General features: G+C 68.5%; 18 protein-coding genes and 1 tRNA gene. 7 read left to right on the top strand and 12 right to left on the bottom strand.

The window, feature by feature from the left end; translation table 11 throughout:
- Positions 1 to 27: 27 nt before the first annotated feature.
- On the top strand, positions 28 to 1005 hold the full coding sequence (locus A5767_RS15740; protein ID WP_039584443.1) for a R2-like ligand-binding oxidase: 978 nt from the start codon (positions 28 to 30) through the stop codon (positions 1003 to 1005).
- Between the two features lie 28 nt (positions 1006 to 1033).
- On the opposite strand, the gene A5767_RS15735 is transcribed toward A5767_RS15740, so the two are convergent.
- Positions 1034 to 2140 carry a hypothetical protein gene (locus A5767_RS15735; protein ID WP_006550931.1) on the bottom strand — a complete coding sequence of 369 codons (1107 nt, stop codon included), beginning with the start codon at positions 2138 to 2140 and terminating at the stop codon, positions 1034 to 1036.
- 215 nt (positions 2141 to 2355) lie between these two features.
- Between A5767_RS15735 and A5767_RS15730 the strand changes: the two genes are divergently transcribed.
- Positions 2356 to 3648 (top strand): lipase family protein, encoded by a 1293-nt coding sequence (locus A5767_RS15730; RefSeq protein WP_064852653.1) that lies wholly within the window; start codon positions 2356 to 2358, stop codon positions 3646 to 3648.
- A gap of 72 nt (positions 3649 to 3720) precedes the next feature.
- Here the strand turns inward: A5767_RS15730 and A5767_RS15725 are convergent, their stop codons facing one another.
- Together A5767_RS15725 and A5767_RS22705 are read right to left on the bottom strand one after the other, a co-directional pair.
- Positions 3721 to 5676 (bottom strand): acyl-CoA dehydrogenase family protein, encoded by a 1956-nt coding sequence (locus A5767_RS15725; RefSeq protein ID WP_064061431.1) that lies wholly within the window; start codon positions 5674 to 5676, stop codon positions 3721 to 3723.
- 354 nt (positions 5677 to 6030) lie between these two features.
- On the bottom strand, positions 6031 to 6495 hold the full coding sequence (locus A5767_RS22705; protein WP_006550934.1) for a hypothetical protein: 465 nt from the start codon (positions 6493 to 6495) through the stop codon (positions 6031 to 6033).
- Positions 6496 to 6596: 101 nt separating this feature from the next.
- Here A5767_RS22705 and A5767_RS15710 point away from each other — a divergent pair, with 101 nt between their 5' ends.
- Positions 6597 to 7124: a peptidylprolyl isomerase gene (locus tag A5767_RS15710; protein WP_024102562.1), complete on the top strand. Its 528-nt coding sequence runs from the start codon at positions 6597 to 6599 to the stop codon at positions 7122 to 7124.
- Positions 7125 to 7134: 10 nt separating this feature from the next.
- A complete protein-coding gene (locus A5767_RS15705; protein ID WP_064852651.1) occupies positions 7135 to 8061 on the top strand; it encodes a rhomboid family intramembrane serine protease in 927 nt (308 codons plus the stop codon).
- Here the strand turns inward: A5767_RS15705 and A5767_RS15700 are convergent.
- Together A5767_RS15700 and crgA are read right to left on the bottom strand one after the other, a co-directional pair.
- On the bottom strand, positions 8046 to 8504 hold the full coding sequence (locus A5767_RS15700) for a PH domain-containing protein (RefSeq protein WP_033098098.1): 459 nt from the start codon (positions 8502 to 8504) through the stop codon (positions 8046 to 8048). The genes A5767_RS15705 and A5767_RS15700 overlap by 16 nt on opposite strands.
- A gap of 107 nt (positions 8505 to 8611) precedes the next feature.
- The gene (gene crgA, locus A5767_RS15695) at positions 8612 to 8875 is read right to left on the bottom strand and encodes a cell division protein CrgA (protein ID WP_006550938.1); all 264 of its coding nucleotides are present in this window, start codon (positions 8873 to 8875) and stop codon (positions 8612 to 8614) included.
- A gap of 103 nt (positions 8876 to 8978) precedes the next feature.
- Between crgA and A5767_RS15690 the strand changes: the two genes are divergently transcribed.
- On the top strand, positions 8979 to 9704 hold the full coding sequence (locus tag A5767_RS15690; protein ID WP_064852650.1) for a DUF881 domain-containing protein: 726 nt from the start codon (positions 8979 to 8981) through the stop codon (positions 9702 to 9704).
- Positions 9705 to 9832: 128 nt separating this feature from the next.
- The gene (locus A5767_RS15685) at positions 9833 to 10495 is read left to right on the top strand and encodes an aminodeoxychorismate/anthranilate synthase component II (RefSeq protein ID WP_006550940.1); all 663 of its coding nucleotides are present in this window, start codon (positions 9833 to 9835) and stop codon (positions 10493 to 10495) included.
- 67 nt (positions 10496 to 10562) lie between these two features.
- Here A5767_RS15685 and pknB read toward each other — a convergent pair whose 3' ends face one another.
- The 7 genes from pknB to A5767_RS15650 all read right to left on the bottom strand — a co-directional run bounded on the left by pknB (position 10563) and on the right by A5767_RS15650 (position 20415).
- Positions 10563 to 12467: a Stk1 family PASTA domain-containing Ser/Thr kinase gene (gene pknB, locus A5767_RS15680; RefSeq protein WP_064852649.1), complete on the bottom strand. Its 1905-nt coding sequence runs from the start codon at positions 12465 to 12467 to the stop codon at positions 10563 to 10565.
- Entirely contained in the window at positions 12464 to 14029 is a 1566-nt protein-coding gene (locus A5767_RS15675) for a serine/threonine-protein kinase (protein ID WP_064852648.1), read from the bottom strand. Before A5767_RS15675 ends, pknB begins: the two co-directional genes overlap by 4 nt.
- Position 14030: 1 nt before the next feature.
- A complete protein-coding gene (locus A5767_RS15670) occupies positions 14031 to 15515 on the bottom strand; it encodes a peptidoglycan D,D-transpeptidase FtsI family protein (protein ID WP_006550943.1) in 1485 nt (494 codons plus the stop codon).
- Complete coding sequence (locus tag A5767_RS15665) at positions 15512 to 16960, bottom strand: FtsW/RodA/SpoVE family cell cycle protein (protein ID WP_006550944.1); 1449 nt, start codon at positions 16958 to 16960, stop codon at positions 15512 to 15514. The genes A5767_RS15670 and A5767_RS15665 overlap by 4 nt, the downstream gene beginning before the upstream one ends.
- The gene (locus A5767_RS15660) at positions 16960 to 18489 is read right to left on the bottom strand and encodes a PP2C family protein-serine/threonine phosphatase (protein WP_064852647.1); all 1530 of its coding nucleotides are present in this window, start codon (positions 18487 to 18489) and stop codon (positions 16960 to 16962) included. The genes A5767_RS15665 and A5767_RS15660 overlap by 1 nt, the downstream gene beginning before the upstream one ends.
- Positions 18486 to 18947: an FHA domain-containing protein FhaB/FipA gene (locus A5767_RS15655; protein ID WP_006550946.1), complete on the bottom strand. Its 462-nt coding sequence runs from the start codon at positions 18945 to 18947 to the stop codon at positions 18486 to 18488. Before A5767_RS15655 ends, A5767_RS15660 begins: the two co-directional genes overlap by 4 nt.
- Positions 18948 to 19101: 154 nt before the next feature.
- Positions 19102 to 20415, bottom strand: a complete 1314-nt coding sequence (locus tag A5767_RS15650) for a DUF3662 and FHA domain-containing protein (RefSeq protein ID WP_064852646.1) — start codon at positions 20413 to 20415, stop codon at positions 19102 to 19104.
- Between the two features lie 202 nt (positions 20416 to 20617).
- Here A5767_RS15650 and A5767_RS15645 point away from each other — a divergent pair.
- Positions 20618 to 20700 (top strand) — tRNA-Leu (locus A5767_RS15645).
- Positions 20701 to 20722: the final 22 nt, after the last annotated feature.

Below are 20722 nucleotides of genomic sequence, written 5' to 3'. Positions count from 1 at the left end.
GTGGAATCGAGGTCTAGCCTCGAGGGTGTGACCGAGATTACACAGATGCGTCAGGGTTTCGCGTCGCTGCGGGAAGGCGGCCTGAACTGGGACGCCTTCCCGCTCCGGCTCTTCGCGAAGGGCAACGCAGCGCACTGGGATCCGATGGACATCGACTTCTCCCACGACGCCGAGGACTGGGCGTCGCTCAACTCGGAACAACGCCGCAGTTCGACCTATCTGGTCGCGTTGTTCGTCGCCGGCGAGGAGGCCGTCACGCAGGACATCCTTCCGTTCCTCCGCGCCATGGAAGCGGAGGGCCGGTTGGGTGACGAGATGTACCTGACCCAGTTCTGCTACGAGGAGGCCAAGCACGTGCAGGTGTTCCGTCGCTGGATGGACACCGTGGGACTGACATCCGACCTGCACCCGTTCGTTGCCGAGAATCCCTACTACCGGCGGCTGTTCTACGAGGAACTGCCGCACAGCCTGCGCGTGCTCGATCGAGATCCGTCCCCGGCCAATCAGGTCCGCGCGAGTGTCACCTACAACCACGTCATCGAGGGCAGTCTCGCGCTGACGGGCTACTACGCGTGGCAGAAGGTGTGCACCAAGTACGGGATCCTGCCGGGCATGCAGGAGATCATCCGGCGGATCGGCTCCGACGAGCGCCGGCACATGGCCTGGGGCACGTTCACCTGCCGACGGCATGTGGCAGCGGACGACTCGAACTGGAACGTCGTGTTGCAGCGGATGGAGGAGTTGCTTCCCCTCGCGACCGGAATGATCCAGTGGCAGAACGAGCAGTTCGACGAACAGCCCTACGGTCTCGACAACGACGAGTTCATCTCCTATGCGGCCGACCGGGCACAGAGACGGCTCGGCGCAATAGAATCCGCGCGCGGACGCCCGCTGGAGGAGATCGATCTCGATTTCGCTCCCGCCGTGCTCGAGGACCGTTTCGGGGACGAGGACGCCGCCGCGCTCGCTGCGGTTCCGGCTCCCGACCGCACCCCGGCGGACTGAGCAGGGTCGATCGGAGACAGGAGATCGATCAGAGCAGCATGCCGGCGAGGATCGCGATCAGCACGAGAACGGCGACCACCCCGATGACGACCGTTCTCGTGTTGCCGGTGTTCTCGTCTGCGGTGCCCGTGGTGAGCACCGGAACGGGTGTGGCCTCCTTCCTCGCGGCTCCGCGGTTCTCGGCGGTGCTCTCGGCCCCGAGACGTCTCTCCTCGAGTTCGCGCAGCCGAGCGAAACCGCCGGTGAGTACGTCGGTTTCGTCGTAGGAAGGTGGAAGTCCGATCCGGGTCTTGTTGGTCTCGCGTGCCGGCGTGAATCCGGCCGCGAGGATCGCGGCGCCGAGCGCCGCCGTCTGTTCCGGGCCCGGCCCGACGAGGCTGCGCACCGTGAGCTTCGTGGCGAGGCTGTTCGCGATCTCCTGGATGTGGGTGCGATCTCGTGCGACGAGACCGTCTCCCATGACGACGACGGCCTCGAGATTGTCCGGTATCCAGCCGAACGATCCGAGGGCCGTGGCGAGTTGGGCCGCCGGGGACGGTGCGCCCTGGGCGGGGGTGCGGTAGGCCTTGCCGGCGGGCACGCCCGAGCGTACGAGGGTGACGGTCGAGCCGCCGTCGTCGAGATGGAAGACCCCCACGAGTTGGCCAGGGGTCTCGGAGATCTCGGAGGCGTACCAGGCGGCGGCCGCCTGCGCATCGGACACGAGATCCACGTGCCGCAGATTCGCGTAGTCCAGGGCGGCACGCAAGGTCGCGATGGTGTCCGGATCCCAGTGCGACGGGTAGGTGGCGGCGTAGCCGGGATCGCTGTCCCTGTCCATGCCACCAAAGGTCGGCAACGGGTGGCACTCCCGCAACAGGCAGTGGATGGCGGTGGCCATCGCGTCCTCGGCGCGGTACATGCGACCGTCGCTCGCGGTGATGCCCGAGGCGTCGCCGACCCGCGTGAGGAAGCCCGCGATCGTGCGTGCTTCGTCCCCGTGCGCCACGCTGCCGAGCGACGTGTTGCCGTCGTGGTCGACGTGCAGGACGGAGTCGCGGGCGAGGACGACAGGGTCGGGAGTGCCGGGTTCGTTGGATGCGATGACCGCCGTGGACACGACTCGCCCGATCCGGAGGCCGACACCGATTGCCATGTCTTCCCTTCCTCGAGAGGCTGCTCGTCCGTCGTGCTGCCGAGGACCCGACTCGCTCCGGGTGCGCCGGACAAATGCACCGCTTCGGGCGCGAAGAACGATTGTGGCAGACAGGGAGGGAAGTGCCGACCTTACTTTCCGGTAAGTACGTGTTACAGTCCGTACCGCCGTGACGAGGGACACACGGTTCCGGTGGATCCAGGTGGAGGGACAACATGGTGGGGCGCGCTCGGAAGTGGATGGCCGCGGCGGTGACGACGACCGTCCTTGCCGGCGGAATTCTCGGAACCGCGGCGACAGCGGGAGCCGAGACGGACTTCTATCTCCCGCCCGACCCGCTGCCGACGGGTGCTCCCGGCGACGTCCTGCGCACGGCACCGTCCGATCTGGCATTGCGCGCACCGGTCGCCGACGGCATCTTCCCGGGTCAGGGCACCAAGCTGCTGTATCGCAGCAATGACGCCAAAGGCGTACCCGATGCGGTGAGCGGAACCTACATCGAGCCGTCGACGCCGTGGAACGGTCCCGGCGACCGGCCGCTCGTCGCGCTGGCCGTCGGTACCCACGGTCAAGGTGATCAGTGCGCGCCGTCCCGCAATCTCGGCGCGCTCGTCAACTATAATCCGCCCCTCGACTTCTTCACCGAGTACGAGGTGCTGTCGATCAACGCGCTGCTGCTGCGCGGCATCGCCGTGGTCGTCACGGACTACGACGGTCTCGGTACGCCGGGGCACCACACCTACGTGAACCGCGCCGCCGAAGCCCACGCGGTGCTCGACTCGGTGCGCGCGGCGCTGAAGCTCGAGAACGCGTCGGTGACCGAGAACAGCCCGGTCGGCCTCTTCGGTTACTCGCAGGGCGGCGGCGCGTCGGGCGCTGCGGCCGAACTCGCACCCGAGTACGCCCCCGAACTGAACCTCGTCGGCGCCTACGTGGGTGCTCCGCCCGCCGACCTCGTGGCCACGTTGAAGCAGATCGACGGCACGCTGCTCACCGGTGCCATCGGGTACACGATCAACGGCCTCGCCGACGCCTACCCGGAGATCCGCGACGAGATCGACGCCGAGATCAGTGATCGCGGCCGCGAGATGCTCGCGGCCGTGGCGAACCAGTGCGTCCCGGAGACGGTCGCGAATTTCGCATTCCAGCGCACCGGCGACTACACCCGCACGGGTGAGCCCCTCGATGTCGTGCTCGACCGCCTGCCCCAGGTCCAGAAGATCCTCGCGGAGCAGCGCATCGGCAACCGCACGCCTGCCGTGCCCGTCCTCCTCCAGCACGGCACGCAGGACGACACGGTCCCCTACGGTCAGGGCCGTCAGCTGGCGCTGGACTGGTGCGATCAGGGCGCGACGGTGCAGTTCCTGCCCAACACGACGCCGCCGATCCTGCCCGGCTTCATCATCAACCATGCGGTGCCCATGATCGGCGGACTGCCCGAATCCGTCGCGTACATCGAAGCGCGACTGCGCGGTGAGCCCGCACCGTCGAACTGTGGAGCCTTCTGACGCTCCTTCGAATCCGCAATCGATCCGGCCCGCACTCCCTTCCGGGGTGCGGGCCGGATCCGTGTGCAGGGTCTACACCGAGTGACGGGTGTCGATGATCCGGCGCGCGACGTTCGTCTCGGTCGACGGGCCCGGTTCCCAGCGGGAGATCCACGGACCGGTGCCCTCGCTCGGATCGAGCACACCGCGCTCGAGCCACTCGTATCTGCCCTCGAGAACGCCGGCCGCGGTGCGACGATCCTCGGCGTCGGTGTTCGTCCACAGGGCGTCGAACAACTTCTCCACGCGCAGCCGCGACTGCTTGCAGAACGCGTCGGCCAGTTCGAAGGCCGCGTCGGCTCCCGGGTGCCCGTCGACGCGTTGCCGTTCGGCGCGCACGCACACGGCGGTCGCGGCGAACAGCTCGGCTCCGATGTCGACGATCCGTCCGAGGAAGTTCTCCCGCTTCTCGAGTCCGGCCTGCCAGCGGGCCATCCCGTAGAAGGTCGAGCGGGCGAGCTTGCGCGAGCTGCGTTCGATGTACCTCAGATGTGTTGCCAGAAAACCGAATTCGTTGTAGGTCCGCGGTAGCTGTCCCTTGCCGGTGACGAGTTTCGGGAGCCATCGGGCGTAGAACCCGCTCGCCCGTACCGCGGCCTGCGCCTTCTCCTTGCCCGTCGAATCGGGGTCGGCGAGTTCGCCGGCTGCGCGCAGGTGGGCGTCGACCGCCTCGCGGGCGACGAGGAGACGCATGATCTCGCTCGACCCCTCGAAGATGCGGTTGATCCGCAGGTCGCGGACGAGTTGCTCTGCGGGAACGGCCCGTTCGCCGCGCGCCGCCAGCGACTCGGCGGTCTCGTAGCCGCGTCCGCCGCGGATCTGCACGAGTTCGTCGGCGATGAGGCATCCCATCTCGCTCGCCCACAACTTCGCCAGTGCCGCCTCGATGCGGATGTCGTTGCGCTGTTCGTCGTTCATCTGGCCCGACAGTTCGACGACGGACTCGAGTGCGTAGGTGGTCGCGGCGATGAACGAGATCTTCGCGGCGACGGCCTCGTGCTCACCGACCGGCTTGCCCCACTGCACCCGCTCCGACGACCATTCGCGGGCGATCTTCAGCGCCCACTTGCCGGCACCCGAGCACATCGCGGGGATGGCGAGGCGACCGGCGTTGAGCGTCGTCAACGCGATCTTCAGCCCGTCGCCCTCACGTCCGATGAGGTTCTCCTTCGGAACCCGCACCTTGTGCAGCCGGGTCACGCCGTTCTCGATGCCGCGCAGGCCCATGAAGGAGTTGCGGCGTTCGACGGTGATGCCGGGTGAATCCGCTTCCACGACGAAGGCGGAGATCCCGCCGCGATGGCCCTCGCTCTTCGGTACGCGGGCCATGACGACGAGCAGTTCGGCGACCACCCCGTTGGTCGTCCACAGCTTGACGCCCTCGAGTTCGTAGGCGCTGCCGTCCTCGACCGGGATGGCGGTGGACGCGAGTCGGGCGGGGTCGGACCCGACGTCGGGTTCGGTGAGCAGGAAAGCCGAGATGGCGCCGCGCGCGCATCGCGGCAGGAAGCGCTGCTTCTGCTCAGGGGTGCCGGCGAGCTTGAGCGGTTCCGGCACACCGATCGACTGATGGGCCGACAGCAGCGCGCCGATGCTGGGATGCACGCAGGCGACGACCGTCAGGGCCCGGTTGTAGGCGACCTGCGACAGCCCGAGGCCGCCGTACTCCTGCGGGATCTTCATGCCGAAGCAGCCGAGTTCGGCCAGCTCGCGGACGTATTCGTCGGGTATCCGCGCGTCGCGTTCGATGCGGCCGCCGTCCATCGAACTGCACGCGGCGCGCAGGCGTGCGAGGAACTCCTCGGTACGGGAGTCCTCGTCGGGTGTCGGTCGCGGGAAGGGGTGGACGAGGTCGAGGGTGAGCCGTCCGAGGAACAGTTCCTTCGCGAAGGACGGCTTGTTCCACTCGGATTCGCGCGCCTGCTCCGCTACTTCACGAGCCTGCCGCTCGGTGACCTGTGGGGTTCGGGCATCGGCGCTCTCTGCCATGACTGCCTCCGGGTCGCGTGCCTACTGGTGAGTATGCACCCGGATGTGCCTCTTATCACAGGTTCGGCCGAGTCGATCATGAAGCAGTCGGATGTGAACTAGATCACTACCGCGGAAGTCGGCGGGGACGTGCGGGTACTCCCGGACACGCCTACGCTCGAATAGTCACCGACGACGTGCCCCGCCCGTCACTCGCCGATCCCCATCGCGGATCGGAACGGAGGTGGCCATGGAATTCCTGGCCTTCGTCCCCGTCCTGCTCACTTTCCTCGGCGCGCTCTACTTCGCGGCGTGCCTCATCGTCGACCGCGAGATCCGATCGGCGGAACGAGAATTCGGCACCGCGGACGGCGATCAGGCCTCCGAGGTGTCGGTGGACTCGGGGGAGACCGGCGTCGAGGCGGCCTCGTCGGTCGTCGTCGCGGCGGACTCCGCGGGCCGCACGCGCGGCGGTTCCGGAGCGATCGGAGGGTGATCCGGCCGTCGTCGCCGGTAGAACACGACCCCGCCTGCGGCCACGACGGCAACCGCGCCGGCGACGACGAGACCGAACCGCCTGCCCGTGCGTTCCGGACGAGAGGACGACTTCGCGGCACACCGCTCGGCCGCGGCCCGCCGGGCCACCGAGAGCAGTTCGCCCGCGACGTCCAGACCCTTGCGTGCTGCGAACAGTCCGGCCGCACTCGAGCCCTGCGCGAGAGCTACCGCGCCCTCGCCGGCCACGCGGAGAGCACCCGCGAGATTGCCGGATTCGTCGTGGCGTCGCACGAATGCCGGAAGCCACACGTCGTCGGTCTCGGCATGAATCAGCTTGCTCATGCGTCCACTCTTCCATACCGCCCGGACCTGTGGTCGTGACCGGAGAGCGTGTCCCGCGCCGCCTGTCCTGCCCGGGAAGCGGGCAATGGCACCATGGTGGGGTGACTTCACCGCATCAGACAGCAACGGCCACGCTCCACACGAACCGCGGCGACATCGCGATTGCGCTTTTCGGCAACCACGCGCCGAAGACCGTCGAGAACTTCGTCGGCCTGGCCCAGGGCACCAAGGAGTACAAGACCCAGAACGCCAAGGGCGAGACCAGCGGTCCGTTCTACGACGGCGCGGTCTTCCACCGCGTCATCGACGGCTTCATGATCCAGGGTGGCGACCCCACCGGCACCGGCCGCGGCGGCCCGGGCTACCAGTTCGCCGACGAGTTCCACCCCGAGCTGCAGTTCGACCGCGGCTACCTGCTCGCGATGGCGAACGCCGGCCCGGGCACCAACGGCTCGCAGTTCTTCATCACCGTCGGCCCGACCCCGCACCTCAACCGTCGCCACACCATCTTCGGTGAGGTCGTCGACGCCGAGTCGAAGAAGGTCGTCGACGCGATCGCGACCACCGCCACCGACCGCGCCGATCGCCCGGTCGACGACGTCGTGATCAACAGCATCACCATCTCCTGAGAGAGTTCCCATGACGAACCCCGGCTGGGGCTCCGCGGCCGAGGGTGGTGGCCCGCAACCCCAGCCGCGGTGCGTTCGCCATCCCGACCGCCCGACCCTTCTCGCCTGCTCCCGATGCGGCCGGCTCGCGTGCCCCGAGTGCCTGCGTCCCGCCTCGGTCGGTCAGCACTGCGTCGACTGCGTCGCCGCGGCCGAACGGTCGACACCGCAGGCCCGCACCATCGCCGGCGCACCCGTCCGTTCCGATCGGCCCTCGCCGATCGTGACGTACGTGCTCATCGCGCTGAATGTGCTCGTCTTCGGCATCACCGCCGCGCAGTCGGGCAGCGTGATGACCAACGAGCAGGGCTCGGCGCTGTTCCTCGACTGGGCGTTGTGGCCGCCCATCATCGCCGCGCACGGCGAGTACATCCGGATCCTCGGCAGCGGATTCCTGCACTTCGGCCTGCTCCATCTGGCCGTCAACATGTTCGCCCTGTGGGTGATCGGGCGCGACACCGAACTCGTGCTCGGACGCGCCCGGTACCTCTCGGTCTACCTCGTGTCGATCCTCGGCGGGTCCGCCGCAGTGATGTTCATGGAGACCGGAGCGGTCACCGCCGGAGCGTCGGGAGCGGTCTTCGGTCTGCTCGGCGCGCAGGCCGTCATCCTGCTGCGCCTGCGTCGCAGCCCGGCACCCGTGCTGACCATCGTCGGCCTCAACGTGATCATCAGCATCACCGTCCCGGGCATCTCCCTGTGGGGTCACCTGGGCGGTCTCGTCGCCGGTGCCGCCGCGACAGCGGCCCTGCTCTACGCCCCGCAGTATCTCGGTGCCGGCACCGACCGGGACCGCATCGTGCGCACCGGATGGATCGCGCTGGTCGCGGTCGTCGCGATGACGCTGGTCGCGATCGTGCTCGCCGTCGTGCGGCTACGCGATCAACTGGGTGTCTGATCGGGCGCGAGATCGCGCATCGCCAGCGCGGCGTGCACGTTCCGCGGGTCGGTGCCCAGATCCCACCGGCCGAAGATCATCAGGTTCTCCGTGCCGGTTGCGGGGTCGATCGTGTCGATCTCGAGCATCGGCACGCGCCGCCCGAAGCGCGGGTACTCGACGATCCGCACGCGGTGCAGGGCCGCGCGCGGGAACTCGCGACGACCCGTCAACCGCATCGTCGCGATCCCCATTCCTCCGGGGAGCACTTCGAGACGCGGACGCTGCCGCAGCGCGAGCGCGACCATCACGAGGACGAGCACCGCCGCGAAACCCACCAGTACGCGACCGGCCGCGTCGGGAACCGCAACCGCGGCGGTCACGGCCAAGGCGATACCGGCGGCCGACAACGCCGCTATCGCGGCGGGCGGCGTCGCCCACCGCAGCGGTGTCTCGTCGGGCATCTGCGTCCTCTTCCGATCCGTTCCCCGGGGACCTCTCACCGGGTTGTGCACAGTGTTATCCCCAGGTGGGGATGAATAACATCGGTGTAACCCGAGCGGGGTGGAGGTCAGCGCCAGTTCATCGTCATGATCAGACCGACCACCATGAACCCGAAACCGATCAGGAAGTTCCAGGCACCGAGATCGTTCATCCACGTGATCTGCTCGGCCGCGAGGTAGTAGACGATCAGCCACAGCAACCCGATGACCATCAGGGCGAGCATCACCGTCACATACAACGTGCTCGACGGCGTGCCCTTGACCTTCACCGGTGTGCGGCTCACCGTCCGGGTCGCGGAGACGTCCTTCTTGCGAACCTTCGACTTGGGCATGGTGTCCTCGTTCTCACGTCTCCACCCGTCGTACACGGATGGAGTGGTCGGTCAACTACCTGTTGAGATCACGCTAACGTAAGGCCAGGATCGGAGGTACGACGTGTCGGAACGACGACTGCGCGCGCCCGTGTGGGGTGTCGCGACCCTCGCCGTCTGCCTCGTGGCCGGGCTGCTCGTGGGTACCACCCGCGGAGTGTCCGAAGGCGACGAACTGCGCGCCGGCGACTCCCCGCGACTGTCCGATCTGGTCCGGGCCGCGCAGGAGAAGGCCGACGAACTGGCCGCCACCCGAGACGATCTCACTACCCGCATCGACGAACTCCAGGACCGTGCCGCGGTGAACGACGAGGACGTCGCCGCGGTGCTCGACGACCTGTCCGCGATCGAGGACCCGGCCGGACTCGTGGCCCGCCGCGGTCCGGGCGTGACCGTCACTCTCACCGACGCACCCCGCGACGCCAACGGGCGCTATCCGTCCGGTGTCTCACCCGACGATCTCGTCGTGCACCAGCAGGACGTGCAGAGCGTGCTCAACGCGATGTGGGCCGGCGGTGCCGAGGCCGTGGCCATGCAGGATCAGCGGATCGTCGCGACGTCGGCGCCACGCTGCATCGGCAACACGCTGCTGCTGCACGGACGCACCTACTCACCGCCCTATGTCGTCACCGCGCTCGGCGACCCGGCACGGCTGCAGGCCGCGCTCGACGCCGAGCCCGGTATCCGCATCTACAAGCAGTACGCGGCCCGCTATCAACTCGGCTACACGCAGCAGGCGTCGGAGGATCTGTCGGTCCCCGCCTACACCGGTAGTTCGTCCGCGCGCTGAGCGGTGCCCGGGAGCACTGTCCGAATCGGGCCACCGGGCGGGTCGCCCTCTGCCGGCCACCGGGCGGGACGCCCTCTACCGGCCACCGGGCGGGTCGCCCTCTACCGGCCACTGAGTACCCTCGTCTCATGCGCATTCTCGTCGTCGACAACTACGACAGCTTCGTCTTCAACCTGGTCCAGTATCTGGGGCAGCTCGGAACGACGGCCGACGTGTGGCGCAACGATGACGAGCGGCTCACCGCACCGGGTGCTCTCGCGCGGGTCGCGAAGGAGTACGACGGCATCCTCCTCAGCCCAGGGCCGGGCACACCCGAACGCGCCGGGGCGAGCATCGATCTGGTCAAGGCATGTGCCGACAGCAGCACTCCGCTGCTCGGTGTGTGCCTCGGCCACCAGTCCATCGGTGTCGCGTTCGGCGCGACCGTCGATCGCGCCCCCGAGCTGCTGCACGGCAAGACCAGCCTGGTTCGTCACAACGGTGCCGGTGTGCTCGCGGGCCTGCCCGATCCGTTCACCGCGACCCGCTACCACTCGCTGACCGTGCTGCCCGAGACGATGCCCGCCGAACTCGAGCCCACCGGCCACACGGAGACCGGCATCGTCATGGCCCTGCGTCACGCCGAGCTGCCGATCCACGGTGTGCAGTTCCACCCCGAATCGGTGCTCACCCAGGGTGGTCACCGCATGCTCGCGAACTGGCTCGCGGCCTGCGGCGAGGCACCGGACGAGACGCTCGTCGCGCGCCTCGAGGCGCAGATGGCACGCGCGCTCGACGGCGGAGCCGCCTGACGCACCCCATTTCCGACGAGAAAGGCGCCGGTTCTTCGAGGATCGGCGCCTTTCGTCGAAAGCTCGTTCAGCGGATGCCGAGCACACCGACGCCCACGGTGAGGGGCTGGTTTTTCGAGATCTCCGAACCCGGCGGCTGGGCCTGCGTGATCACGGTGCCGACGAGATCGACATCGAGTGTCGCCTCACGCGTCTGCTGGAGCTGAGAGGCGTTGCCCGTCCAGCCGGCGCCGCGCAGAGCGGCGAGTGCATCCGACACCGACCGGTTGGTGACGACGGGCATCTCGATGCGGTCGCCGTTGGACACCCGCACCGTCACCGTCGACCCCTGTTCGGTGGAGGCGCCACCGGCCGGACTCGTCGACACGACGGTGCCCTCGGTCTCGCTGGAGTCGATGTTCTCGACGACGACCTCGAAACCGGCACCCTCGATGTTGTCGCTCGCCACCTCGACGGTCTGGCCCACGACGTTGGGGACGCGCACCAGTTCGGGGCCGGATCCCAAAGTGATGGTGATGGGGCTGTCGCGGTCGACGCTGGCTCCCGCACCGGGGCTCTGGTCGACGACGAGGTCCTCGTCGTCGGCATTCGACGGAGCACGTCCGACGTTCGGGTCGAGCCGGAGACCGGCGGCGGACAGCTCCTGGGCTGCGCGTTCCTGCGTCATGCCTTCGAGCCGCGGGATCTGCACCTGTTCCGGTCCTGTCGAGACCTCGAGGGTGACGGTCGAACCCTCCTCGGCCTGGCTCCCGGGCACGGGACGGGTGTTGATGACGTTGCCGTTCGCGACGACCGGATCGCTCTTCTGCTGGATCGAGACCCGGAAGCCGGCGTTCTGCAGCTGGCTCTCGGCGAGCTCGGCGGAGACGTTGCGGACGTCGGGCACCGTGACCTGGGCGGCCGTCGAACCGGGTCCGAGCGACCACAGGAAGACGCCGACGATACCGACCACGGCGAGCGCGGCGATGCCGAGCAGCACCTTTCTGAGAACTGAGCCGCCGCCGGAATCCTCGGCGGGTGCCCCGGCGGCACCGGCGGCCGCGACGCGGCCGTGCCGCCCCGTGTTGTTGTCGACGGAGTCGATCAGCGTCGTGCGGTCCTCGTCGGTCATCACCATCGGCGCACTCGGACGCTGCCCGCTCAGCACGCGGATCAGGTCGCTGCGCATCTCCGCGGCCGACTGGTAGCGGTTCGCGGGGTTCTTCGCCATCGCCTTGAGGATCACCGAGTCGAGCTCGGGCGGCACCGACGAATTCACCGATGACGGCAGCGGCGGATCCTCCCGCACGTGCTGGTAGGCCACCGCGACGGGCGAGTCGCCTTTGAAGGGGGGCTCGCCGGTGAGGATCTCGAACAGGACGCAGCCCACCGAGTACACGTCGGACCGGGCGTCGACCTGTTCACCGCGCGCCTGCTCCGGGGAGAGGTACTGTGCGGTGCCGATCACCGCGGCGGTCTGCGTCATCGGGCTCGCGGCGTCGGAGATGGCCCGGGCGATGCCGAAGTCCATGACCTTCACCGCGCCGGCCTTGTTGATCATGACGTTGGCCGGCTTCACGTCGCGGTGCACGATCATGTTGCGGTGGCTGAAGTCCAGGGCCGCGCACACGTCGGCGATGATCTCCATCGCCCGCTTGGGGGTCATCGGCCCGTCGGCGCGCACGATGTCGCGCAGCGTGTCGCCCTCGACGTACTCCATGACGATGTACGGGAGCGGCCCGGCCTCGGTCTCGGCCTCACCGGTGTCGTAGACGGCGACGATCGCCGGATGGTTCAGCGCAGCGGCATTCTGCGCTTCGCGCCGAAAGCGCAGGTAGAACGTGGGGTCGCGTGCGAGGTCGGCGCGCAACACCTTGATGGCCACATCCCGGCCGAGCCGCAGATCCCGCGCGAGGTGCACCTCGGACATACCGCCGAAGCCGAGGATCTCACCCAGCTCGTAGCGGGAGGAGAGCTTGCGGGGTGTGGTCATGACGTTCCTTGGTTGTTCGTACCGTTGCTGGTTTCGGATGAATTGTCGTCCCCTCCACCGGCGGCCTCGGGGTCGGTCTCGTCGTCGCCGTTACCCTCCGCGCCGCCCGTGCCGCCGTCGCCGCCACCCGTGTCCTCCGCTGTGGTGGTGGTCGTCGTCGTGGTCGGGGCGGTCGTGGTGGTGGGCGGTTGCGTCGTGGTCGGCTCGGTCGTCGGCTCCACCGTGGTCGTCGGCGGCTGCGTGGTCGTCGTGGTCGGAGGAGGCGTGAAGGTCTCCGTCTCGACGGGCGGCGGCAGCGGCACGAACGTCGTCGTGGTGGTCAGCGGCGGACGGGTCGTCGTGGTGGTCGCGCGGGTCGTGGTGAGTTGCGTCGTCGGAGACGGAGCGCGCGGGGTCTCCTCGTCGTCGCCACCCAACAGCACGATTCCCAGCGTCACGAGGGCGAGCACCACTGCCGCACCTGCGGCCCAGGCCAGCGCTGTGGGACTCGGGGACCGTCGTCCGTCATCGTCGGCGGGCACTCCCGTAGTCGGCGGACCTGCCACCGGCGGACGGCCGGCGGTCGGCGGCTGAGCCGAGCGGGGAACCGACGAATAGGCCGTCTGGTCGTACTGCGTCGGGTGCAGGGCACGGGTCGAAGAAGTGTGGGCCGTCGTCCCGGGCACGCCGGGCGGAAGCACGCGGTTGGCGCCGGTCACCGGCGGCACGTTGCCGGGCGGGGGCACGGGCCGTCCGGACCGCACCGCAGCGACGGCGTTGGCGAATTCGCCACCGTTCGAATAGCGGTAGGCCGGGTCCTTCGACATCGCGATCTCGATGAGTTCGCGCACCTCGGGCGGAAGATCCGTCGGCAGCGGCGCCGGGGTCTCCTGGACATGCTTCATCGCGACGGTCACGACGCTGTCGCCGAGGAACGGACGGCGTCCCGACAGCACCTCGTAGCCGACGACGGCCAGCGAGTACACGTCGCTCGCGGACGTCGCCTCCTGACCCAGTGCCTGCTCGGGAGCGATGTACTGTGCGGTGCCCATCACCATGCCGGTGCGGGTGACCGGGGAGGCGTCGACTGCCTTCGCGATACCGAAGTCGGTGATCTTCACCTGGCCCGTCGGGGTGATGAGGATGTTGCCGGGCTTGACGTCGCGGTGCACCACGCCGGCGTTGTGGGCCGCCTGCAGGGCGCGTCCGGTCTGCTCGAGCATGTCGAGCGCGTGCGGCAGCGACAGGCGTCCGAGCCGCGACAGGACGGCGTTGAGCGGTTCGCCGTGTACGAGTTCCATCACGAGATAGGCGATGGACTGGCCCTCGGCGTCGGTGGTCTCGCCGTAGTCGAACACCCCGGCGATGCCGGGATGGTTGAGCTGGGCGGTGGTGCGGGCCTCGAAACGGAACCGGGCGAGGAAGTCCTCGTCGCCGGACAACTCGGCCTTGAGGACCTTCACCGCGACCCGCCGGTCGAGCCGGGTGTCGAGTCCTTCCCACACCTGACCCATTCCGCCGGTCGCGATGAGTCGCTGGAGACGGTAACGGTCGGCGATCATGGCGCCGCTGCTCAGAGCCATGTCAGCCTCCCTGTAATCCGGCCGAGATGACGGCCCGTCCGATCGGGGCGGCCACCGAACCGCCGGTCGCGGCGAGTGCTCGGTCGCCGCCGTCCTCCACGATCACCGCGACGGCGATGCGGGGTTGTTGTGCAGGTGCGAATGCGATGTACCAGGTGTGCGGCGGGGTGTTCCGCGGATCGTTGCCGTGTTCCGCGGTGCCCGTCTTCGACGCGATCTGCACACCCTGGATGGCACCGCCACCGCCGGCGTTGTTCTCGGCACCGATCATCAGGTCGGTGAGGGTCGCCGAGACCTCCGGCGAGATCGCCTGGCCCAGCGATTCGGGCTTGGTCTCCTCGAGCACCGTCAGGTCGGGCCCCTGCCGACGGTCGACGAGATACGGCTTCATGCGCACCCCGCCGTTGGCGATGGTCGCGGCGATCGACGCGTTCTGCAACGGAGTGAGGGCCACATCCCGCTGGCCGATGCTCGACTGGCCGAGTGCCGCGCCGTCCGGGATGGGGCCGACGGTGCTCGCCGCGACGGGCAGCGGGACGTCGAGGGTCTCGCCGATGCCGAGCTTCTCCGCCTGCGAGACCAGGGCCTCGCGTCCGTCGTCGATGCCCATCTCGACGAAGGCCGTGTTGCACGACCGCGCGAACGCCTCCCGCAGCGTCACCGTCGATGCGTCGCCGCACGCGGCCCCGCCGTAGTTCTCGAGGGTCGTCGCGGTGTCGGGCAGGGTGATCTGCGGCGCTGCGGTGAACTGCGTGTCGGGGGTGACGCCGTTCTCGAGCGCGGCCGCCGTCACGACGACCTTGAAGGTCGAGCCCGGAGGATAGGTCTGGGAGATCGCGCGGTTGAGCATCGGCTTCTCGGGATCGGCGTTGAGCTCGTCCCAGGCCTGCGAGGTCGCGGCGCCGTCGTGTCCCGACAACCGGTTGGGGTCGTAACTCGGCGTGCTCACCATCCCGAGGATCCTGCCGGTGCTCGGTTCGATCGCGACCACCGAGCCCGTGTAACCCTTCGAGGTCAGCTCGTCGTAGGCCACCTGCTGAACGACCGGATCGATCGTGGACACGACGTTTCCGCCGCGTGGGTTGCGGCCCGACACCAGGTCGAACAGTCGACGTCCGAACAGCAGGTTGTCGGAACCGTTGAGCAGCGAATCCTCGGACCGTTCGAGTCCGGTGCTGCCGTATTGCATCGAGTAGAAGCCGGTCACCGGCGCGTAGGCCAGCGGGCTCATCGGCTGGGTCGGCGGCGCCGGGTATTCGCGCAGGTACTTGTAGCGGCTGTCGGTGGGCACCGACACCGCGAGAGCCTGACCGGCCGCGACGATCTGTCCGCGCTGACGGGAGTACTCGTCGATCAGCACACGCGAGTTGCGCGGATCGGTACGGAGATCGTCGGCCTTGATGACCTGCACGTAGGTGGCGTTTGCGAGCAGCGCGACGACCATGAACATCACGGCCATCGCGACCTTGCGGAGCGGACCGTTCATTCGCGCCCCATCATTTCCGTCTTGGCCTCGGCGATCGGCGTGGGCGCCTTCTTACGGGGGATCGCGGGTTGGCGGGCAGCGTGCGAGATCTTCATCAACAGAGCCAGGAGCAGATAGTTTGCGAGCAGCGACGAACCACCGTAGGACACGAACGGTGTGGTCAGGCCGGTCAGGGGGATCAACTTCGTGACACCGCCGACCACCACGAACAGCTGGACGGCGAGGGTGAACGACAGGCCGGCGGCGAGCAGCTTGCCGAAGCTGTCGCGCACCGCCAGCGCCGTGCGCATGCCGCGGACGACGAGGATCAGGAACAACAGCAGGATGGCGGCCAGGCCGATCAGGCCGAGTTCCTCACCGATCGCGGCGACGATGAAGTCGGTCTTCGCGAACGGCACCTGCCCCGGCCGTCCGCTGCCCAGACCGGTGCCGGCGACTCCGCCGGTCGCGAGACCGAACAGCGACTGGGAGATCTGGTAGCCGGTGTTGTTGTAGTCGGCGAGCGGATCGAGCCAGGTCTCCACGCGCACCCGCACGTGACCGAACATCTGGTACGCCGCGTAGAAGCCGACGGCGAGCAACGAGAATCCGATGATCAGCCAGCCGACACGTTCGGTCGCGATGTAGAGCATCACCAGCACGGTGGTGAACAGCAGCAGCGACGTGCCGAGGTCCTTCTCGAAGACCATCACACCGATCGAGATGATCCAGGCCGCCAGGATCGGGCCGAGATCGCGGGCGCGGGGGAAGTCCATCCCCAGGAAGTGCTTGCCTGCGGTGGTGAACAGGTCGCGCTTCGCCACGAGGACCGATGCGAAGAAGATGATCAGCAGGATCTTCGCGAACTCGCCGGGCTGGATGCTGAAACCGGGCAGCCGGATCCAGATCTTGGCGCCGTTGACCTCGGAGAACCTGCTCGGCAGCAGGGCCGGGATCGCGAGTGCGATCAGGCCGATGAGACCGAGCGTGTAGCTGAACCGCGCGAGCAGACGGTAGTCGTGCAGGAACACGAGCACGACGATGAACAGCGCGATGCCGAGCGCCGTCCACAGCACCTGCTGCGTCGCATCGGGCGACGGCGGCGGCAGGCCCATGTAACGGGCGTTCTCCTGATCGGACAGGTCGAGCCGGTGGATGAGCACGAGTCCGAGACCGTTGAGCAGCGCGACGATCGGCAACAGCAGGGGATCGGCGTACTTCGCGAAGCGCCGGACCGCGAGGTGCGCGGCGAGGAACAGCGCAGCGAAGGTCACCCCGTACTTGAGCAGGTCGAGGGTCAGCGCCTGCTCCATCGAGACCTCGACGAGCATGAGCGACACCGTCGTGACACCGATGGCCGCGACGATCAGGGCCAGTTCGGTGTTGCGCCGGGTCGACTGGACGGGCGCCGGGGCGAAACCTCCCGGAGGGCTCGGGAAGTCCCCCACACCATGGGACACCGACATCAGGCGCCCACCCTGCAGTTCTGACCGGGGATCTGGGGCGCGGGCTCGGGAGCCGGCTCCGTGTTCGGAGCGGGTTCGCCGGGAGTCGGCTCGCCGGGAAGCAGTTCGCCGGGCTGGGAGGCCGGTGCCGGTTGGCCCGGCTGCGGCTCACCGGACGCCGGCGGCTGCACCGTGGGTGTCTCGGTGGGCGGGGTGCCGTTCGGTCCGGGAGCCGGCGCCGGCTCGCCCGGCCCGGGGGCCGGTGCGGGAGTGGGCTCGGGTTCCTCCGGGGTGCACACCGGCAGCAGGTCCAGTTCGGCGAGCCGCTGCATCTGCTCGCGGGTGTCGTCGAGCGACCCCGACGGAAGACCGGCACGGACCTGTTCGCGGGCGGCAGGCCACAGATCGTCGACGAGCATCACCCGGCACGACGCGCTGGCGGGGTCGACGAGCGTGAGGTCGCCCTCGTCGGTGATGCACCCGACGCGCGCGGCCTCCTGCAGCGAGTAGCCGAAGACGTCGCCGGGGATGCCGCGCAGCACGGTCACGCGACCGTCGTCGGCGCTGACGTAGTAGTTGTTGCGGATCAGCTGGCGGCCGACGAACAGACCACCGACCAGCACCGCGATGATCACGACGGCGGCGACCGGCCACCACAGGCGGCTGCGCTTCTTCTTCGGCGCCGGCTCCGGGGCCTTGTTGATGACCCGCTTCGGGGTGGCGCGCGGTGGCCGCATCGCGGCGGCGCGACCCGCTGCGGTGTTCGGCGGGGGAGTGTCCTCGTCGTCGTCCGCGGATGCCGCTCCGGCGACGATGGGATGCGACTGGCCGTAGTCGAGATCGATCACGTCGGCGACGACCACGGTGACGTTGTCGGGGCCGCCGCTGCGCAGCGCCAGCTCGATGAGCCGGTCGGCGCACTCGTCGTGCGTGCCCTGCCGCATGGTGTCGGCGATCGTCTCGTCGCTGACGACGTCGGACAGACCGTCGGAGCACACCAGATAGCGGTCGCCGGCGCGGGCCTCGCGCACGGTGAGGGTCGGTTCGACCTCGCTGCCCGTCAGGGCGCGCATGATCAACGACCGCTGCGGGTGCGTGTGCGCCTGCTCGGGGGTGATGCGGCCCTCGTCCACGAGCGACTGCACGAAGGTGTCGTCGCGGGTGATCTGGGTGAGCTGGTCGTCGCGCAGCAGATAGGCGCGGGAATCGCCGATGTGGGCGAGTCCGAGTTTGCTGCCTGCGAACAGGATGGCCGTGAGCGTCGTGCCCATGCCGTCGAGCTCGGGTTCTTCCTCGACCTGGTCGGCGATGGAGGCGTTGCCTTCGCGGACGGCCGCGGCGAGCTTACCGAGGAGGTCGCCGCCCGGCTCGTCGTCGTCGAGGTGGGCGAGCGCCGCGATCATCAGCTGTGAGGCGACCTCACCGGCCGCGTGGCCGCCCATGCCGTCGGCGAGGGCGAGCAGGCGGGCACCGGCGTAGACGGAGTCCTCGTTGTTGGAGCGCACGAGGCCGCGATCGCTGCGGGCGGCATATCGGAGTACGAGGGTCACGGGCGGAGCTCGATCACGGTCTTGCCCACCCGGACCGGGGTTCCGAGCGGGACACGGACAGCGGTGGTGACCTTCGCGCGGTCGAGATACGTGCCGTTCGTCGACCCCAGGTCTTCGACGTACCAGTCGGAACCTCGTGGCGACAGGCGTGCGTGGCGCGTGGATGCGTAGTCGTCGGTCAGCACGAGTGTGGAGTCGTCGGCACGGCCGATGAGAACCGGCTGGGTGCCGAGCGTGATCCTCGTGCCGGCCAGCGCGCCCTGCGTGACCACCAGGTACTTGGCGGTCTTGTTACGGCTCAGCGTCGGCAGCACCGACTGCTTGGGCGAGTAACGCGGGAGCGGTCGCGCGGCACCGGCGTAGATGTCGGACCGGAGCGTGCGCAACACCGCCCATACGAACAACCACAGCAGGAGGAGGAATCCCGCTCGGGTCAGCTGCAGAATCAGCCCCTGCACGGTGCATCCTCCTTCGGGGTAGTCGACCGGTCGTATTCCAGGTCGTGCGGTCACTCACAATACGGACACCGGACGACTCCATGCAGCGTCCGACGCGCTGTCACACGCGTCGGACGGTATGAACGGGTCCGGTAGGTCCTTCGATACCGGCTGATCAGAGGATGCGCACGAGGATTTCGGAGTGCCCGGCGCGAATCACGTCACCATCGGCGAGCTGCCAGTCCTGCACCGAGGCGCCGTTGACCGTCGTGCCGTTCGTCGACCCGAGATCGGAGAGCATCGCGACCTGGCCGTCCCAGCGGATGTCGATGTGGCGACGCGAGACGCCGGTGTCGGGCAAGCGGAACTGTGCGTCCTGGCCGCGGCCGATGATGTTGCTGCCCTCGCGGAGCTGGTAGTAGCGGCCGCTGCCGTCCTCGAGCTGGAGCGTCGCGGTCAGCACCCGGCCGGCGGCGGGGGACTGGTAGCCGGCCTGCTGGTAACCCTGGTCGTAGCCGGGGGCCGCGGCGGCGTAGCCCTGGTCGTAACCGCCCTGCTGCTGGTCGTAACCCGGCTGTGCGTAGCTCTGCTGGCCGTAGGCCTGCTGGTCGTAGCCGCCCTGCTGGTAGCCCTGGTCCTGGTAGGCCTGGTCGTAACCGGGCTGTGCGTAACCCTGCTGGCCGTACGCCTGCTGGTCGTACCCGCCCTGCTGCGGGTAGTCCTGGCCGTACGCCTGCGGCTGGGCGCCTCGAGCGCCGTAGGCCTGCTGGTCGTAGCCACCCTGCTGGTCGTAACCGCCCTGCTGGTAGTCCTGCTCGCTGTAGGCCTGGCCGTACGCCTGCTGGTCGTAACCGCCCTGCTGGTCGTAACCGCCCTGCTGGTCGTAACCGCCGGGAGCCTGGTCGTAGCCGGCGTTGCCGTAGCCCTGGTTGTAGCGCTGCTCCTGGCCGACGTGCGCGTGACCGTTGCGTGCGTACTGCGGTTCCGCCTCGGCGGGGTCACGGCTGGGGTCGTAGCCGGGGTTCTGCGTCATTGGGCCAGCTCCTGGTTCAGAGGTCACGGGTGGGCGGTTCTGCGGGTTCCGCGGTGACGGAGCACGCGTCGCTGAGCGCCCCGCATCGGGATCTACCGAGCCGCGAGTCCGGAACTGCCCGGTGTGCAGTGCCGACGACGACTCGAAGACGACTTGGATCTCACCGTATGTCTGCCATCCCTGTTCTCGGATGAAGTCCTCAAGGTGACGGGAGAATGCCTTCACAGTCAAGTCCCGATCCGCTGCGAGGGCGTCGTGATCGGTTTCGCTGATCGTGATGACGTAGTGATTGGGGGCGAGCATGTGGCCCCGATCGAGCTGTCGGACGCCGTCCGTTGCCTCCTGCTGCAGCGCCGCCTCGACTTCCTGGGGCACGACGCCGCCGCCGAACACGCGGGCGAAAGCGTCGCCGATCGCGGCCTGGAGTTTGCGCTCGAAGCGCTGGGCGATGCCCATGGCGACCCCCTTTCCGTACTCAGCGTGTCGCAATGCAGATCTCGTCACTGCATGGTATCCACTTTTCCCCGGATTCGACCCTGCGGTATGCGGCACGTCTCGCCCGGATGTGCTCGGCGATCGAGCCGGAAGTGTTCGCGGCCCTCTGACCAGGCGAATAGTTGTTCGGCTCCGGTGTGTGTTACTGTTTTCGGCGTTGCTCGGGCGAGTGGCGGAATGGCAGACGCGCTGGCTTCAGGTGCCAGTGTCCTTCGGGACGTGGGGGTTCAAGTCCCCCTTCGCCCACAGTGTGCAGTTCCACGAACTG

The sequence above is a fragment of the Rhodococcus sp. 852002-51564_SCH6189132-a genome, from assembly GCF_001665495.1.
Lineage (GTDB): Bacteria > Actinomycetota > Actinomycetes > Mycobacteriales > Mycobacteriaceae > Rhodococcus > Rhodococcus pyridinivorans.
This window is presented reverse-complemented; position numbering and strand designations above follow the sequence as displayed.